Annotated in this window: 14 protein-coding genes; 4 read left to right on the forward strand and 10 right to left on the reverse strand. The window is 49.1% G+C overall.

Going from position 1 to position 13,993, the window contains the following annotated elements; translation table 11 throughout:
- Positions 1–61: 61 nt before the first annotated feature.
- Positions 62–556: a tRNA (cytidine(34)-2'-O)-methyltransferase gene (locus Q365_RS0124620; protein WP_028025864.1), complete on the reverse strand. Its 495-nt coding sequence runs from the start codon at positions 554–556 to the stop codon at positions 62–64.
- A gap of 127 nt (positions 557–683) precedes the next feature.
- Entirely contained in the window at positions 684–1,454 is a 771-nt protein-coding gene (gene tpiA / locus Q365_RS0124630) for a triose-phosphate isomerase (protein WP_028025865.1), read from the reverse strand.
- 278 nt (positions 1,455–1,732) lie between these two features.
- Between tpiA and Q365_RS0124635 the strand changes: the two genes are divergently transcribed.
- The gene (locus Q365_RS0124635) at positions 1,733–2,080 is read left to right on the forward strand and encodes a 5-carboxymethyl-2-hydroxymuconate Delta-isomerase (RefSeq protein WP_028025866.1); all 348 of its coding nucleotides are present in this window, start codon (positions 1,733–1,735) and stop codon (positions 2,078–2,080) included.
- A gap of 53 nt (positions 2,081–2,133) precedes the next feature.
- Here the strand turns inward: Q365_RS0124635 and Q365_RS0124640 are convergent, their stop codons facing one another.
- From Q365_RS0124640 to Q365_RS0124650, 3 genes are all read right to left on the reverse strand, one after another.
- Positions 2,134–2,472 (reverse strand): DUF3135 domain-containing protein, encoded by a 339-nt coding sequence (locus Q365_RS0124640; protein WP_028025867.1) that lies wholly within the window; start codon positions 2,470–2,472, stop codon positions 2,134–2,136.
- A 349-nt stretch (positions 2,473–2,821) separates the two neighbouring features.
- On the reverse strand, positions 2,822–3,565 hold the full coding sequence (locus Q365_RS0124645; RefSeq protein ID WP_028025868.1) for a ferredoxin--NADP reductase: 744 nt from the start codon (positions 3,563–3,565) through the stop codon (positions 2,822–2,824).
- Between the two features lie 40 nt (positions 3,566–3,605).
- Positions 3,606–4,226: a helix-turn-helix transcriptional regulator gene (locus Q365_RS0124650; RefSeq protein WP_028025869.1), complete on the reverse strand. Its 621-nt coding sequence runs from the start codon at positions 4,224–4,226 to the stop codon at positions 3,606–3,608.
- A 305-nt stretch (positions 4,227–4,531) separates the two neighbouring features.
- Between Q365_RS0124650 and Q365_RS0124655 the strand changes: the two genes are divergently transcribed.
- Together Q365_RS0124655 and Q365_RS0124660 are read left to right on the forward strand one after the other, a co-directional pair.
- Positions 4,532–5,593: an HlyD family secretion protein gene (locus tag Q365_RS0124655; RefSeq protein WP_028025870.1), complete on the forward strand. Its 1,062-nt coding sequence runs from the start codon at positions 4,532–4,534 to the stop codon at positions 5,591–5,593.
- Between the two features lie 55 nt (positions 5,594–5,648).
- On the forward strand, positions 5,649–7,133 hold the full coding sequence (locus Q365_RS0124660) for a DHA2 family efflux MFS transporter permease subunit (protein WP_245621619.1): 1,485 nt from the start codon (positions 5,649–5,651) through the stop codon (positions 7,131–7,133).
- Between the two features lie 71 nt (positions 7,134–7,204).
- Here the strand turns inward: Q365_RS0124660 and glpX are convergent, their stop codons facing one another.
- Together glpX and glpK are read right to left on the reverse strand one after the other, a co-directional pair.
- Positions 7,205–8,212, reverse strand: coding sequence for a class II fructose-bisphosphatase (gene glpX / locus Q365_RS0124665; RefSeq protein WP_028025872.1), 1,008 nt, complete (start codon positions 8,210–8,212; stop codon positions 7,205–7,207).
- Between the two features lie 174 nt (positions 8,213–8,386).
- A complete protein-coding gene (gene glpK / locus Q365_RS0124670) occupies positions 8,387–9,892 on the reverse strand; it encodes a glycerol kinase GlpK (protein WP_028025873.1) in 1,506 nt (501 codons plus the stop codon).
- Positions 9,893–10,516: 624 nt separating this feature from the next.
- Between glpK and zapB the strand changes: the two genes are divergently transcribed.
- Complete coding sequence (gene zapB, locus Q365_RS0124675; protein ID WP_028025874.1) at positions 10,517–10,759, forward strand: cell division protein ZapB; 243 nt, start codon at positions 10,517–10,519, stop codon at positions 10,757–10,759.
- Between the two features lie 133 nt (positions 10,760–10,892).
- Here the strand turns inward: zapB and rraA are convergent, their stop codons facing one another.
- The 3 genes from rraA to hslU form a co-directional block, all read right to left on the reverse strand.
- Positions 10,893–11,390: a ribonuclease E activity regulator RraA gene (rraA, locus tag Q365_RS0124680; protein ID WP_028025875.1), complete on the reverse strand. Its 498-nt coding sequence runs from the start codon at positions 11,388–11,390 to the stop codon at positions 10,893–10,895.
- Between the two features lie 155 nt (positions 11,391–11,545).
- Complete coding sequence (locus Q365_RS0124685) at positions 11,546–12,451, reverse strand: 1,4-dihydroxy-2-naphthoate polyprenyltransferase (protein ID WP_028025876.1); 906 nt, start codon at positions 12,449–12,451, stop codon at positions 11,546–11,548.
- A 194-nt stretch (positions 12,452–12,645) separates the two neighbouring features.
- Positions 12,646–13,980 carry an HslU--HslV peptidase ATPase subunit gene (hslU, locus tag Q365_RS0124690; RefSeq protein ID WP_028025877.1) on the reverse strand — a complete coding sequence of 445 codons (1,335 nt, stop codon included), beginning with the start codon at positions 13,978–13,980 and terminating at the stop codon, positions 12,646–12,648.
- Positions 13,981–13,993 lie beyond the last annotated feature (13 nt).

The raw sequence follows: 13,993 nt of genomic DNA on the forward strand, positions 1-13,993 counted from the left end.
CGGTGAGCAAGATAGGCGCCGTTAAACACGAAAAAAGCAGGCTAGCCTGCTTTTTTTACGTCTACAATCCGCCATCAAACCCAAGTTGGCGCCATGCTTCATAGCAAATGATCGACACCGAGTTTGATAAGTTGAGGCTTCGGCTATCGGGCATCATTGGCACCCGAATGCGATGTTCAGGCGAGAAAGCATTACGAATGTCATCTGGCAATCCGCAGGTTTCCGAACCAAACAGAAATATATCTCCTGCTTGATACTCAACGTCAGAGTGTGGGCGACTGCCTTTGGTGGTGCAGGCGAAGATTCGACGCTCTTGAGGGGTATCTGATGGCATTTCTTCAGCAAACATCACATCGAGAAACGCTTGGTAGTTAGGGTAACGAGTGACGTTGGTGAGATCGTGGTAATCGAGCCCCGCACGGCGCAGTTTCTTCTCTTCAAAATCAAATCCAAGTGGCTCAATCAAATGAAGTTTACAGCCTGTATTAGCGGCCAAGCGGATGATATTACCCGTATTTGGAGCGATTTGAGGTTCGTGAAGGACAATGTGGAACATGATGTTCAGAGACCGTGCGTTGGGGAAAAACGCAGTATACCTTGGCGGGTTAGTAGGGATAAAGCCACAAACAAAAAAGGAGAAGCCGTGGCTTCTCCTTTTCTCGCATAAGCGTGACTAATCGAAATTAGTTTTTCGCTTTTGCTGCCGCTTTAGCGATAGCTGCGAAGCTGTCAGCGATCAATGCTGCACCGCCAACCAATGCACCATCGATGTCTGGTTGTGCGAAGTATGCTTCCGCGTTTTCAGGCTTAACAGAACCGCCGTATTGGATAACAACGTTCTTCGCCACTTCTTCGCTCTTCGCTGCAATGTGTGCGCGAATTGCTGCGTGGATGCGCTGTGCGTCGTCTGCAGTTGCTGCTTTACCTGTGCCGATAGCCCAGATTGGTTCGTACGCGATCACTGCGCCGTTCAGAGCTTCAACACCTTGGGTGTTGATCACTGCGTCAAGTTGACGTGCACATACTGCAACAGTTTCGCCTGCTTCGTTTTGTGCTTCAGACTCACCAATACAAAGAACTGGAACCAGGCCATTTTCTTTTAGGAATGCAAATTTCTTAGCAACGAACTCGTCAGACTCTTCGTGGTATTCACGACGCTCTGAGTGACCGATGATGATGTGAGTTGCACCGAAGTCTTTCAGCATCTCTGGAGAGATGTCGCCAGTGAACGCGCCGCTTAGGTTAACGTCAACGTTCTGTGCACCCAAAATGATTTTGCTTTCCGCTTTACCTAGCAGTTGCTCTGCCAGATCCAAGTACATAACAGGTGGCGCGATAGCAACATCAACACCTTCTACACCATTAAGTTCAGCTTCAAGACCTTTGATAAGCTCAGCTACCATTGTCTTGTTACCGTTAAGTTTCCAGTTACCCATTACTAGTGGACGGCGCATAGGAATTTCTCCGTAATCCAATTATCAAAATCAATTGCTGGGAACGATAGCAGCAGACCCGCTAGCATTTCCTGCTCAAAATCATAAATGCCATCGTTTTTACGCGTTTTACGCCGAAATGTGAACCTTTGAGTAACAAATTTTCGTTATAAATTTTCGGATTGGCGTGAAATTCGGTCGATGACAAGGTGTGATCTGAGGTCAGAATTCCTCATCACAGTAACAATCGTCGGAAATGCTGGGGTAAAGTGGCTCAATATCGTAACAAGGAGCAAGTTATGCCCCATATTGTCATGGAGTACAGTGATCCGGTGTCAGAGCGGGTCAATATCGGTCAATTGCTAGAAGACTTACATCAAACGGCAATAGGCAGCGGGGAGTTTGGGGCGGCAGATGTTAAATCTCGCGCCTACGCGAGTCATGAATGGTTAGTCGGGGAAAACGACAACCAAGAAAACTTTATTCATGTGACCTTGTGGTTGCTTGATGGGCGCGATGAAAAACAGAAGCATAACCTGAGTCATGCGTTTCTTGATGTGCTCAAACAGCACGGTACGGACGTCGCCAGTTTGACCGTTGATGTGCGAGATATGGACAGACGTTGGTACGCGAAGGTTACGAAATAACAGGTACGAGTAAAAAAAGGGCGGTGGCAATTAGCCACCGCGTAAAGACTGAGTTATCCCTCCACGGCAACAGTTTCTCTGTCGCGCTTTGGTTGCAATGTAGTGACGGTTGCGCTTCGCTCAGTTAAAGCTGCAGGGTCATTGACGGCCGTAGCAAAACGGTCAAACTGACGCATCAGTTCTTTCATCAATAACGCATTAACATGGTTAGGGTTTTTCCCTGAACTGATCACACGATTAATGTGGCTCATTTGGGCTCGCAATTGTGGTTGCAAGCTTTCGTTTGCACTTTCGATGATCTCTTCGCTCATCTCAATTCTTAACGCTTCCAGCGCTTGCGGGTCGGATTCCGCTAATGCTTTTAATTCATCAAATGAAGGCAGAGTTTTCATGGCATTACTCCTTTGACAGCGCATGACTTGCCTTTGACTATACGGTTAAAAAGTGAGCGATCAATCACATCAATGACTCATAAATGAGACGAAGTTGTTCACAGGGTTTGGTGTGTTTTTAGTTTGATACAGGTAATTGCTTGATAGGGAGAGAAAACACGATATGCGGTATTTCCTTGTCTCAATAAAGAGACGTTAATGTAAAAGTTGTTGATTTGGATTGCGGAGAGAAGAATGTGGGCATTTGCCTTAGTCTCGATAACTCGTGACCGTCAATGACAGCCACGTTTCAATGAGACTCTCAAGCGAGAATACCAGAGTGATGAATTACGTGAGAAAGTTCTCTCGCTTACCAGTATTGCTCAGTGGTGATGTGCCCAGGCTTACGGCGAAGGTGTTTTTCTAGCCCTTTGAGTTGCAGCAGTGCACGAACATCCTTCACCATTTGAGGATTGCCACACAACATAACATGGCTTTTCTCCGGCGAGAGCGGTAAACCGACGACTCGCTCTAGCATACCATCTTCCAACGCATGGGTTATTCGCCCTGATAAGGCATCTACCGTTGGCTCTCTGCTGACAAACGGCTGGACCAAGATTTGATCACTGTGCTTTTTCTTCAGCGCATTAATTTCAGCTTGGTAGCTCAGGTCTGCGGAGAATCGTACAGCATGGATCAGCACAACTTTCCGAAACCGCTGCCAGACTTCCGGCTCATGCAAGATAGATAGGAATGGACCTAACGCGGTGCCAGTCGAAATCATCCACAAATGCTCACTCTCTGGAATATCATCCAAGGTGAAAAAACCCGTTGCCTCTTTGGTGATCATAACGGTGTCACCCGTTTCAAGCTCATGGAGGCGAGGAGAGAGCAGCCCATCGGCTACGCGGGTGGCATAGATTTCTAAGTACTTGCTGCTTGGTGGATTAACATAGGAGTATGCGCGCTGGATGAGCTTTCCATCGATCTCAAGGCCCAACTTGGCAAATTGGCCTGCGGCAAATGGCGCGACGTCGGCGTCCAGCGTTAGGCTGAAAAGATCTTTATTCCAGCGTCTGTTTTCAATGACTTCCGCTTTGATCCAAGTCGACATACACACTCCTTTAGCAAAATAGTTATCGGGATGACGCGTGCTAGCTTTTGTGTTGAACGTTATAAGTGCAGCGGCGTTGTCCCTTTATGATGTGTTCGTCTCGCGTGACCTCATACTCATCACCAAGCACAGTTTGAAAGATATGCTTTTCGGATTTGCACAAGGCTGGGCATCGCTTCGCTGCCTGACAGATAGGACAATGATTTTCGACTAGCAGGAAGCCTGTTTCGGTTTCCTGAAGCTCTGCCATATAACCTTCTTTCTCTCTAAGATAAGCCAAGGTTTCAAGTTTAGCCTTTAAATTATGGCAATCTTTGAGCGCGTCGCGATATTGTTGCAACGTCTTTTCTTCTCGTTGCTGAATCACCTTGGTGAGCCCTGATTCACCAAACAAACTTTCCACTGACTCAATCACTGATATAGCAAGGTCGCCATGGCTGTCGGCAAATCGACGATGGCCTTCGGCAGTTAATGACCAATGGCGAGTGGGGCGGCCCACTTTGACGCGAATATCACTAAAATCCAACAGACCATCATCTTCCATGATTTGCAGATGCTGGCGGATACCCATGGTCGTCATGCCCATTTCATCGGCCAATACGCGTGCACTGATGGCCCCTTCGCGTTTTATCTTGTGCAGGATTTTGTCGACTGTTTTCATCGTGATCTCATTTGTCTTCTTTACGTTCCATTATGAAGCGAGCTTGCTAAATAAAGCAATGTCTTTACTTAACAATTACAGGCGTTGTGAAGATGAGGTTGGTGGCCCATGCAGGCCAGCGTCAATGCAGAAGCCGCTTGGCGAGGGATGTCATTAAAGTGAGAAGTACTGTCACAACTTTAAAACCCGCATAAGAAACTTGATGAGTGACGCCGTATTAGGCCGCAAAGCTTCACCCCTGTTACTAGACTCTCCCAACTTGACCTGCGCGTATAGGTCACATTATGGGTTTACTGGGAGGTTTCATGGCTGAAAAACGTGGTTTTCCTTTTCGTAACGTTTTCATTCTCGTTGGTGTTGTGGCGGTGTTAGTTGCTGCTGCGTATTTCTATGTTCGCCATCAGGAAAAATATCCCAGCACGGATGATGCTTATGTCCACGGTAATATCTTATACATTGCACCGCAGGTGAGTGGTCAATTGATTGAAGTGAACGTGGATGATTTTCAGCATATTGATAAAGGGGCAGTGATTGCCCGAATAGACCCGTCTGCCTATCAAGCGCGTGTTGAACAAGCGCAAGCCGCCTATGAAAATGCCACCGCCGCCAACAAGGCAACCAGTGATGCGATTGTTGGGGCAAGTGCCAGAATTCGAGCCGCATCAGCACAACTGCTGGATGTCGAAGCGAAATATCGACGCAATATGGCGCTGGTGGAAAAGGGATTATTGCCTAAACAAACCGGTAGTGATCTAAAAGCAGAATTGGCTGCCGCCAAAAATAATTTGGATGCGGCGCGGGCTGATATGTCGCAGTTGATCAGTGAGCAAGGGGCATCGGGCTCCGCGGCGCCTCTCGTGCGTCAAGCGGCAGCGGCATTGTCTGAAGCATCACTTAATCTTTCGTATACCTCGATTATTGCACCCACTTCAGGGACGTTAGGCGATGTAAAAGTTCGCCCCGGCAGTGTGGTAGCGCCTGGACAGGCGCTCATGCCTTTGATTGAAGATAATTCATTTTGGGTGGAGGCCAATTACAAAGAAGATGACATTGGCCATATCGGTGCGGACATGATGGCCACCATCGTGCTGGACATGTATTCGGATACCTCTTTCAGCGGCGTGGTTGAGGCGATATCTCCGGCCAGTGGTTCCTCGTTCTCCTTGCTTCCTCCTGAAAATGCCACGGGTAACTGGGTCAAAGTACCGCAACGCTTTCCTGTGCGCTTAAGCATTAAAACAGACGGGAATACACGACCCTTACGCGTTGGTGCGAGCGCAACTGTGACCATAGACACTTTTAGCAACGATACGTTAAGTTCAGACACGCAAAACCCTGCTAAAGGCAATAGCGATGACAGCCAGTAGCAGCGCCTCTTCGCCTAACGCACATGGCCCGCTGCCAGCAGGGCCAGGACGTTTAATGATCACGCTGGCAGTGATGCTCTCTGCCATCATGGTGTTACTCGACATGACGATCGCCAATGTGTCACTACCGCACATGATGGGGTCGTTAGGTGTGACCTCTGAGCAAGTGACGTGGGTGCTCACGTCTTACTCAATGGCAGAAGCGATTTTCATCCCACTGGCGAGTTATTTCAGCCTGCGCTTTGGTTCTCGGCGTTTGCTTTTGGTTTCGGTAGCTGGGTTTATGGTGATGTCGGCTGCGTGTGGGCAGGCGGACTCGCTGACGGAAATGATCGTATTTCGTATTCTGCAAGGCGCATTTGGGGCATCGGTGATCCCGCTGTCTCAATCCATCATGATCCAAATCTATCCGCCAGAAGAACGCGGCAAGGCCATGGCATTGTTCTCGGTTGGCATATTGCTCGGTCCGATTCTTGGCCCTACCGTCGGCGGCGTGATCACCGAACACATGGATTGGCGTTGGATATTCTATGTGAATGTGCCCGTTGGCCTGTTGTGTTTGAGCTTGCTGGCAGTCTTCGTGCGTTTGGACGGACGCGACAAGACATCCGTGGATTGGCCGCTGGTGTTTGGCATGGCAATTGGTATTGGCTTGCTGCAGTTAGTGCTTGAACGTGGCAACCAAGATGGCTGGTTTAGCTCTAACACGATCTTGTTCGCCTTTATCATTAGCATGATGGCGTGGGCGTTTTTCTTGCTGCGATCGTTCAAAACCAAAGGCGATATTGCGCCCATGTGGCTGCTAAAAGACAGAAACCTGTTGCTCTCGTGCATTGTCATGACAGGTTTTTCGATGGGGATGTTTGGCATTACCCAGCTGCAACCCATGATGCTAGAACAACTGCTGAATTACCCCGTTGATACCACCGGTTTCGTGATGGCACCGCGTGGCATTGCTTCTGCAATTGTGCTGATATCGATTTCTCGTATCATCGACCGGCTCGATCCACGAATGTTGATTGTGGTGGGCTTGGTGCTCAATGGCATTGGTAGCTTCATGATGATGAGCTACTCGCTCGACATTGATGTTTATTGGGTGCTGTTGCCGAGCATCATTCAAGGTGCGGGTATGGGGCTGGTGTTTGCGCCACTTAGCCAGCTGGCGTATGCCACGCTATCACCCAACAACACTGTGGGTGGGGCGGTGGTCTTCAACCTTTGTCGAACCTTAGGTAGCTCGTTTGGGATTTCTATCGTGAACACTTACTTTAGCCAAATTCAGCAAAAAGAATGGCATGCACTCGGCGGAGGAATCACGCCGGACAATCCTGCCGTTCAACAACTTGCTGCCTCTAAGGGCGTGGCGGTGACAGATCCGAGTTTCATCGCCTCCGTGACGCAGCTATTGCATGAGCAATCGACGTTGCTGGCGTTTGTTTACTCGTTCGGTTTTATCATGGTGTCTTACATTGTCTTGATCCCGTTGCTGGCGCTCTTTAAGCGACCCCCAGCGAAGGTAAACCCTAAGCAAGAGACATAACGCAGGCAATAAAAAAGCACGCCTAGGCGTGCTTTTTCAAATCATGACTCTTCCATTGTGGACGATGACAATTACAGGATGATAGCTTTCACTGCATCGTCTTTACGATCCAAATAGTGGATCGATTTAACGCGACGAATAGTACGGCACTTACCACGAATAAGCAGGGTTTCCGTGGTCGCAATGTTGCCCTTACGGGTAATGCCTTCCAGCAGGTCGCCTTTGGTGATACCGGTTGCCGAGAAAATCACGTTGTCGCTGCTTGCCATGTCAGCCATGCTCAAACAGATGTTGGTTTCGATGCCCATTTCTTTGCATCGTGCGATTTCGATCTCGCCCAAGCGACGGTTTTCTTCGTTGTCTTCTTTAACTTCGTGGCGAGGGATCAAACGGCCATTCATGTCACCGCCCAGTGCGCGGATAACTGCAGCAGAAACCACACCTTCTGGTGCGCCGCCAATGCCGTACATCAGGTCAACTTCGTTGTCTGGCATACAGGTCAGGATCGAGGCCGCAACATCACCATCAGGAATGGCGAACACTTTCACGCCCATTTCCTGCATTTCGCGGATGGTGTCGTCATGACGAGGTTTGGCCAGCGTCGTTACCACCAATTCATCCAACGATTTACCCAAGGCTTTGGCGACGTTGATCAGGTTGTCACGCAGTGGCAGGTCAAGATTGATCACGCCTTTGGCTTCAGGGCCGACACACAACTTTTCCATGTACATGTCAGGTGCTTTCAAGAAGCTGCCTTTCTCTGCGGCAGCGAGCACTGCCAGCGCATTGGATTGGCCCATCGCGGTCATGCGAGTGCCTTCGATTGGATCGACAGCAATATCAACGGCATCGCCGCCTAAACCGACTTTCTCACCAATGAATAGCATCGGCGCATCATCGATTTCGCCTTCACCAATAACAATTTCACCTTCGATTTCGGTTTTGTTCAGAAGAATACGCATTACTTCTACTGCTGCACCGTCTGCTGCGTTCTTGTCACCGCGGCCAAGCCACTTGTGACCCGCCAGTGCCGCGCCCTCTGTGACGCGTGAAAAAGCCATCGCTAAATCGCGTTTCATCCGATCTCCAGTGTCATTATTTTGTGGAATCAAAAGCCATCAGCATCGTTGTCTGATAGCGAAAAAACTCGGCGCGGATTCTACCATATGCAAAAAGGAAACGTTTGCGTTTTTGTGGCAAGAAAAAAGGGGCAAGCCCCTTTTTCGATGCACAGTCAGACCATTAGCGTGAGGTTACTCGACTGCCCACCCTTTTGAGCACTCGACGGCTCGCTTCCAACCGCGATGGCGACGCTCTCGTTTTCCATCGTCATTACTTGGGCTAAAGCGTCGGTCAATCTCGGCTTTGTTTTTTAGTTCATCAATGCTGCCCCAGAACCCGACAGCGAGACCTGCTAAGTAGGCCGATCCTAATGCGGTGACTTCAGTGACTTTAGGGCGATGTACTTCGGTGTTCAGCACGTCAGATTGGAATTGCATCAGGAAGTTGTTGGCAACAGCGCCCCCATCGACTTTGAGAAAATCGAGTTTGATGCCGGAATCCGCTTCCATGGCGTTTAACACGTCGAGAGATTGGTAAGCAATGCCTTCGAGGGTGGCGCGAATAATGTGGTTGGCATTGACGCCTCGTGTGATCCCAACGATGGTGCCACGTGCGTAAGGGTCCCAATGCGGCGCACCAAGTCCAGTAAATGCAGGAACGACGTACACACCATTGCTGGTATCGACTTTGGTGGCGAAGTATTCGGAGTCTTTGGCATCTTTAATCAAGTGCATTTCGTCACGAAGCCATTGAATCGACGCGCCGCCCATAAATACCGCCCCTTCAAGTGCATAGGCAACTTCACCTTTCGGGCCGCAGGCGAGGGTGGTCAATAGACCATTGTGAGAGGTAACTTTTTCTTTTCCGGTATTCATGAGCAAGAAGCAACCCGTGCCGTAGGTGTTCTTTGCTTGTCCTGCTTCCACGCACATTTGACCAAACAGTGCGGCTTGTTGGTCGCCTGCAATGCCTGCAATAGGAACGCGCGTGCCGCCTTTGCCGCCGAGGTTGGCTTTGCCATAAACCTCAGAGGACGATTTGACTTCCGGCATCATGGCGCGAGGGATCCCGAGAGCGTTGAGAAGCGTCTCGTCCCATTCGAGCGAATTGATGTTAAACAGCATGGTGCGACTGGCATTGGTGTAGTCCGTGACGTGAACCTTTCCTTGGGTCATTTTCCAAATGAGCCAGGTATCGACGGTGCCGAATAGCAGGTCGCCTTTTTCAGCCAACTCATACGACCCCTCAACATGATCGAGGATCCATTTGATTTTTGTGCCTGAAAAATAAGGGTCGACCACTAAGCCTGTGTTCTCGCGAATGTAGTCTTCAAGACCATCAGACTTTAACTGTTCGCAGATAGGTGCGGTGCGGCGGCACTGCCACACAATGGCGTTGTAGATGGGTTTGCCTGTATGGCGGTTCCAAACAATGGTGGTTTCACGCTGGTTAGTGATACCGAGAGCCGCGATTTCATCTGAACGGATACCCATTTTGCCGATGGCTTCAACCAAGGTAGACATTTGTGTGGCGTAAATCTCTAGCGGATCGTGTTCAACCCAGCCTGACTGAGGATAGATTTGCGGGAATTCTCGCTGGACGACCGTGACAATATTTGCGTCGTGGTCAAGGATCACGGCTCGGGAACTGGTCGTTCCTTGATCTAACGCGACAACGTATTTTTGTTCGGTGCTCATGGTGCGTCCTCTGTAGTCCTTTTTAAAAGCATAGTGCGGCTTGGTTTTTACTTAACCTTTGGTTTCTGACTGGCCTCTGGTGTCTTGACCCTCATCACTTTGCTTACTTTAGTGGCGAAACAGTTTTCGTGAAGTCTATGGGTGGCAAAATGTGCGTTCGCTCATTGATTGCGAATTATATGGTCGAATTCGAACATTGTCCGTCTCATATTGCAGAGTGTATGAGTATTCGAATATGAATGGCGAAAGGTTGGCAGGAAAGAAAAAGGCTGACAACAGAAGTGTCAGCCCAGCCGATGTCGGCAAGTCTTGGAGTATTCCAAGAGAGATACGATCCTTATTAACCTATCACGCAACGAGTGAATAGAAATTGAATTAAGTCGCATTTTTAGTCATCACAACGTTTTGGGGTAAGTCGAAGGCAAGGCGTAGGGGCGGAAAATGGCAAGAATTGATGGTTTTTTGTTCGCTTGTGATCCAAAAGTGAATTAGAAAGGTGCGACTGGCGCAATGCCCCGTTAGAATAGGTTTTCTGGGACGTGCAAGGTAGAAAAGCCTTATAGGGCAAGCCTTGACGAAGATTGCGCATTTGCGCTTAGACGTTGGAAAACATAGGTGGCCTTGATGTCATTGGAAATTTTAGAGCAGCTTGAAGCCAAAGTTCAAATGGCAGTAGATACCATTTCTCTGCTTCAGATGGAACTTGAAGAACTGAAAGAACAAAACGAAACGCTTGGTCGTGAGTCAGAGGCTGTGCGTGAAAACCGTGATTCATTAGAGCAGGAAAATGCTCGCCTTCGCGCCGATCAGGACGCATGGCAGCAACGCATTCGTAGTCTGCTTGGCAAGATTGAAGAAGTAGAATAATAAAACAGAGCCGATGGGCTCTGTTTTTCTATGTGCTTATACCAGGTCTGCGTCAGATCAGGCTAGACATAGCGAGTAAGTGATTTATTGGCGCTGCAAATAGCGTCAATAGATCGTATTACCCTCTGGCAGCTTACTCAATATCAATGGACTCTTGAGATAAGATAACGCCTGTATTATCCGCGTAGAGATGATCTTCAGGAATGAAGGTGACGCCGCCAAAGTTCACGGGTACATCAGATTCGCCAACTCCCATTCCAGTGTCTGAGCTTTCTGCTCCAACTGGGAATGACGCCAAAGCTTGAATGCCAATATCAATTTCATCTAGCGAGTCGACATCGCGAACACAGCCGTAAACCACTAAACCTTCCCAGCCATTTTCTGCTGCCGTTTTAGCAATTTCAGCATCAATAAGTGCACGACGCAATGAACCGCCACCATCGATTAGCATCACACGGCCGACACCGTTTTGTTCGGCAACTTCACGGATCAGGCTGTTGTTTTCATAGCATTTTATGATGGTGATTTGACCACCAAATGAACTACGACCACCGTAAGAGCTCATCATAGGTTCCAGTACATCAACCTGCTCCAAATATGCGTCGCATAACTCTGAGGTATTGTATTCCATAATCAGACTTCTTCTTTGGGCTTAACGGTGCCGAAAAGGCAAATTTGTGGCAATCCGACGGATGTCAGACGCCACCCTATGCAAAAAAGTATAACGACACGGTAGGGCATTGCAATGACTGAGGACATAAATCAGTCAGCCTCTTAAAATGTGTATCAATGAAGTAGGATGCCAGCCGCAAACAGCACGTTGGTTAAGAGCGCGACTTTGACCATGTCTCCCATCATTGGACGTAACGCTTCACCGTCTTGCGAGGCTGATACTGCTTTGCCATGTTCGATGGCGAGCGGTAGCGACATCATGAATAGCCATCCAGTGAAGCCGGTGTGTTCTAGCAGCGCAAATAAGGCAAAACAACAGTAAGCCGTGACCAAGATAACGAGGTGATAGTTTCGTCCCCAATCCGCGCCCATGCGGACCACCAAGGTGTACTTTCCACAGGCTTGGTCGTTATCAATGTCTCGAAGGTTGTTGATGTTAAGAACGCCGACTGCGAGCAGACCACAGGCGGTGGCGGGTAACAGCACAGCGGAATCCAAGATGCCCGCTTGCAGGTAGTAGGTGCCAGCCACGCCTAGCCAACCGAAGAATATCAACACGGAAAGATCGCCTAACCCTTGATAGCCATAGGGCTTGTTGCCCACGGTGTAGCAAATGGCGGCGAGAATCGCGAGCGCACCGAGTCCGATAAAACTGACAATATCGGTGGCATTGTCAAATGCGCTGAGTACTAAAGACGCGCCCACAGCCATGATCAGGCACACATTCAATGCCATGGCATTTTTCATGGTCTTCGGCGTCACTAGACCTTGTTGCATAGCGCGTTTAGGGCCAAGACGATCATCGTTATCTGTGCCTTTTACTGCGTCGCCATAATCGTTAGCGAGGTTAGATAAGATCTGCAAAAGCAGGGCAGTGATGAGCGCGAGTACCGTGAGTAATGCGGAAAAATGTCCGGTCTTTGCGGCGACGGCGCTTCCGCACAATATGCATGCGATAGCCAACGGCAAGGTTTTGGGGCGAGCGGCATCAAGCCAAGTTTTGAGTGTGGATGAGGACATAACCAAAAAAAGCGTGTGTGATAACTGGCCTCATTATTGGTTTTTTTACTTCGTGGGGCAATGAAAGCGCAGGATTTACTGAATTTGATGGCTCAATCACACCAATAAATCATAAACAGTGCAATACAAGGCCGGTGAAAAGGCAATAAAAAAGGGGTAGCCAAGGCCACCCCATTTTGACTGATTCTGTAAAATTACAGAATGAAGCGGCTGAGATCTTCGTCGTCAACCAACTCTTCTAGGCAGTTACGCACGTATTCTGAGTTGATCTCAACGGATTCGCCGCCACGCTCACTCGCGTCAAATGACACTTCATCCACCAAACGCTCCATCACAGTGTGTAGACGACGTGCACCGATGTTTTCGGTACGCTCGTTCACACGCCATGCGGCGTTAGCGATTTCTTCAATGCCATCTGGCGTGAAGGTCAGGTTCAACTGCTCGGTACCCATCAGCGCTGAGTATTGCTCAGTCAACGATGCGTTAGGCTCAACGAGGATACGTTGGAAATCAGACGCTGATAGCGCTTCCAGTTCAACACGGATCGGTAGACGACCTTGCAGTTCTGGGATCAAATCAGACGGGCTTGCCACTTGGAAAGCACCTGATGCGATGAACAAGATATGGTCAGTACGTACCATGCCATGTTTGGTAGAAACGGTACTGCCTTCAACCAATGGAAGTAAGTCGCGCTGAACACCTTCACGAGATACGTCTGGGCCTGAGCTTTCGCCACGCTTACAGATTTTGTCGATTTCATCGATGAAGACGATGCCGTTGTTCTCAACCATGTGGATGGCTTGGTCTTTCAATTCTTCTTGATTGACCAGCTTTGCAGCTTCTTCTTCCGTCACGGCTTTCAACGCGTCTTTAAGCTTCATTTTGCGCTTTTTAGACGTGTTACCACCACCGAGGTTTTGGAACATGCCCTGCAATTGATTGGTCATTTCTTCCATGCCCGGAGGGGCCATGATTTCCATGCTCATTTGCGGAGCGGCAACATCGATTTCTATTTCTTTGTCGTCTAGCTTGCCTTCACGGATCTTCTTACGGAAGCTTTGACGTGTGTTCGAATCGGGTTTTGGTTCTTCAGACTGTCCCCATGCATCGCGTGGTGGCGGCAGTAGGACATCCAGAATGCGCTCTTCAGCCAATTCTTCAGCGCGGAATTTTACTTTTTCCACGGCTTGCTGGTGGGTCATTTTCACCGCGACGTCAGTCAGGTCACGGATAATGGTTTCCACTTCTTTACCCACGTAGCCCACTTCGGTGAACTTGGTGGCTTCGACTTTGATGAACGGTGCATTCGCCAATTTGGCGAGACGACGTGCGATCTCGGTTTTACCAACACCGGTAGGACCGATCATCAGGATGTTCTTTGGTGTCACTTCTGCACGTAGATCTTCATCCAACTGCATGCGACGCCAGCGGTTACGAAGCGCAATCGCAACGGCACGTTTAGCTTTGGTTTGACCGATAATGTGACGGTCTAGTTCAGACACGATTTCGCGTGGGGTCATTTCAGACATGCTGGGATCCTGC

Origin of the sequence: Enterovibrio calviensis DSM 14347, assembly GCF_000621165.1 — a bacterium.
GTDB lineage: Bacteria > Pseudomonadota > Gammaproteobacteria > Enterobacterales > Vibrionaceae > Enterovibrio > Enterovibrio calviensis.

What these genes read in the sequence shown, in the direction of transcription:
- Q365_RS0124620 (WP_028025864.1), bottom strand. Translation starts at nt 556, where the DNA reads ATGTTCCACATTGTCCTTCACGAACCTCAAATCGCTCCAAATACGGGT.
- tpiA (WP_028025865.1), bottom strand. Translation starts at nt 1,454, where the DNA reads ATGCGCCGTCCACTAGTAATGGGTAACTGGAAACTTAACGGTAACAAG.
- Q365_RS0124635 (WP_028025866.1), top strand. Translation starts at nt 1,733, where the DNA reads ATGCCCCATATTGTCATGGAGTACAGTGATCCGGTGTCAGAGCGGGTC.
- Q365_RS0124640 (WP_028025867.1), bottom strand. Translation starts at nt 2,472, where the DNA reads ATGAAAACTCTGCCTTCATTTGATGAATTAAAAGCATTAGCGGAATCC.
- Q365_RS0124645 (WP_028025868.1), bottom strand. Translation starts at nt 3,565, where the DNA reads ATGTCGACTTGGATCAAAGCGGAAGTCATTGAAAACAGACGCTGGAAT.
- Q365_RS0124650 (WP_028025869.1), bottom strand. Translation starts at nt 4,226, where the DNA reads ATGAAAACAGTCGACAAAATCCTGCACAAGATAAAACGCGAAGGGGCC.
- Q365_RS0124655 (WP_028025870.1), top strand. Translation starts at nt 4,532, where the DNA reads ATGGCTGAAAAACGTGGTTTTCCTTTTCGTAACGTTTTCATTCTCGTT.
- Q365_RS0124660 (WP_245621619.1), top strand. Translation starts at nt 5,649, where the DNA reads ATGATCACGCTGGCAGTGATGCTCTCTGCCATCATGGTGTTACTCGAC.
- glpX (WP_028025872.1), bottom strand. Translation starts at nt 8,212, where the DNA reads ATGAAACGCGATTTAGCGATGGCTTTTTCACGCGTCACAGAGGGCGCG.
- glpK (WP_028025873.1), bottom strand. Translation starts at nt 9,892, where the DNA reads ATGAGCACCGAACAAAAATACGTTGTCGCGTTAGATCAAGGAACGACC.
- zapB (WP_028025874.1), top strand. Translation starts at nt 10,517, where the DNA reads ATGTCATTGGAAATTTTAGAGCAGCTTGAAGCCAAAGTTCAAATGGCA.
- rraA (WP_028025875.1), bottom strand. Translation starts at nt 11,390, where the DNA reads ATGGAATACAATACCTCAGAGTTATGCGACGCATATTTGGAGCAGGTT.
- Q365_RS0124685 (WP_028025876.1), bottom strand. Translation starts at nt 12,451, where the DNA reads ATGTCCTCATCCACACTCAAAACTTGGCTTGATGCCGCTCGCCCCAAA.
- hslU (WP_028025877.1), bottom strand. Translation starts at nt 13,980, where the DNA reads ATGTCTGAAATGACCCCACGCGAAATCGTGTCTGAACTAGACCGTCAC.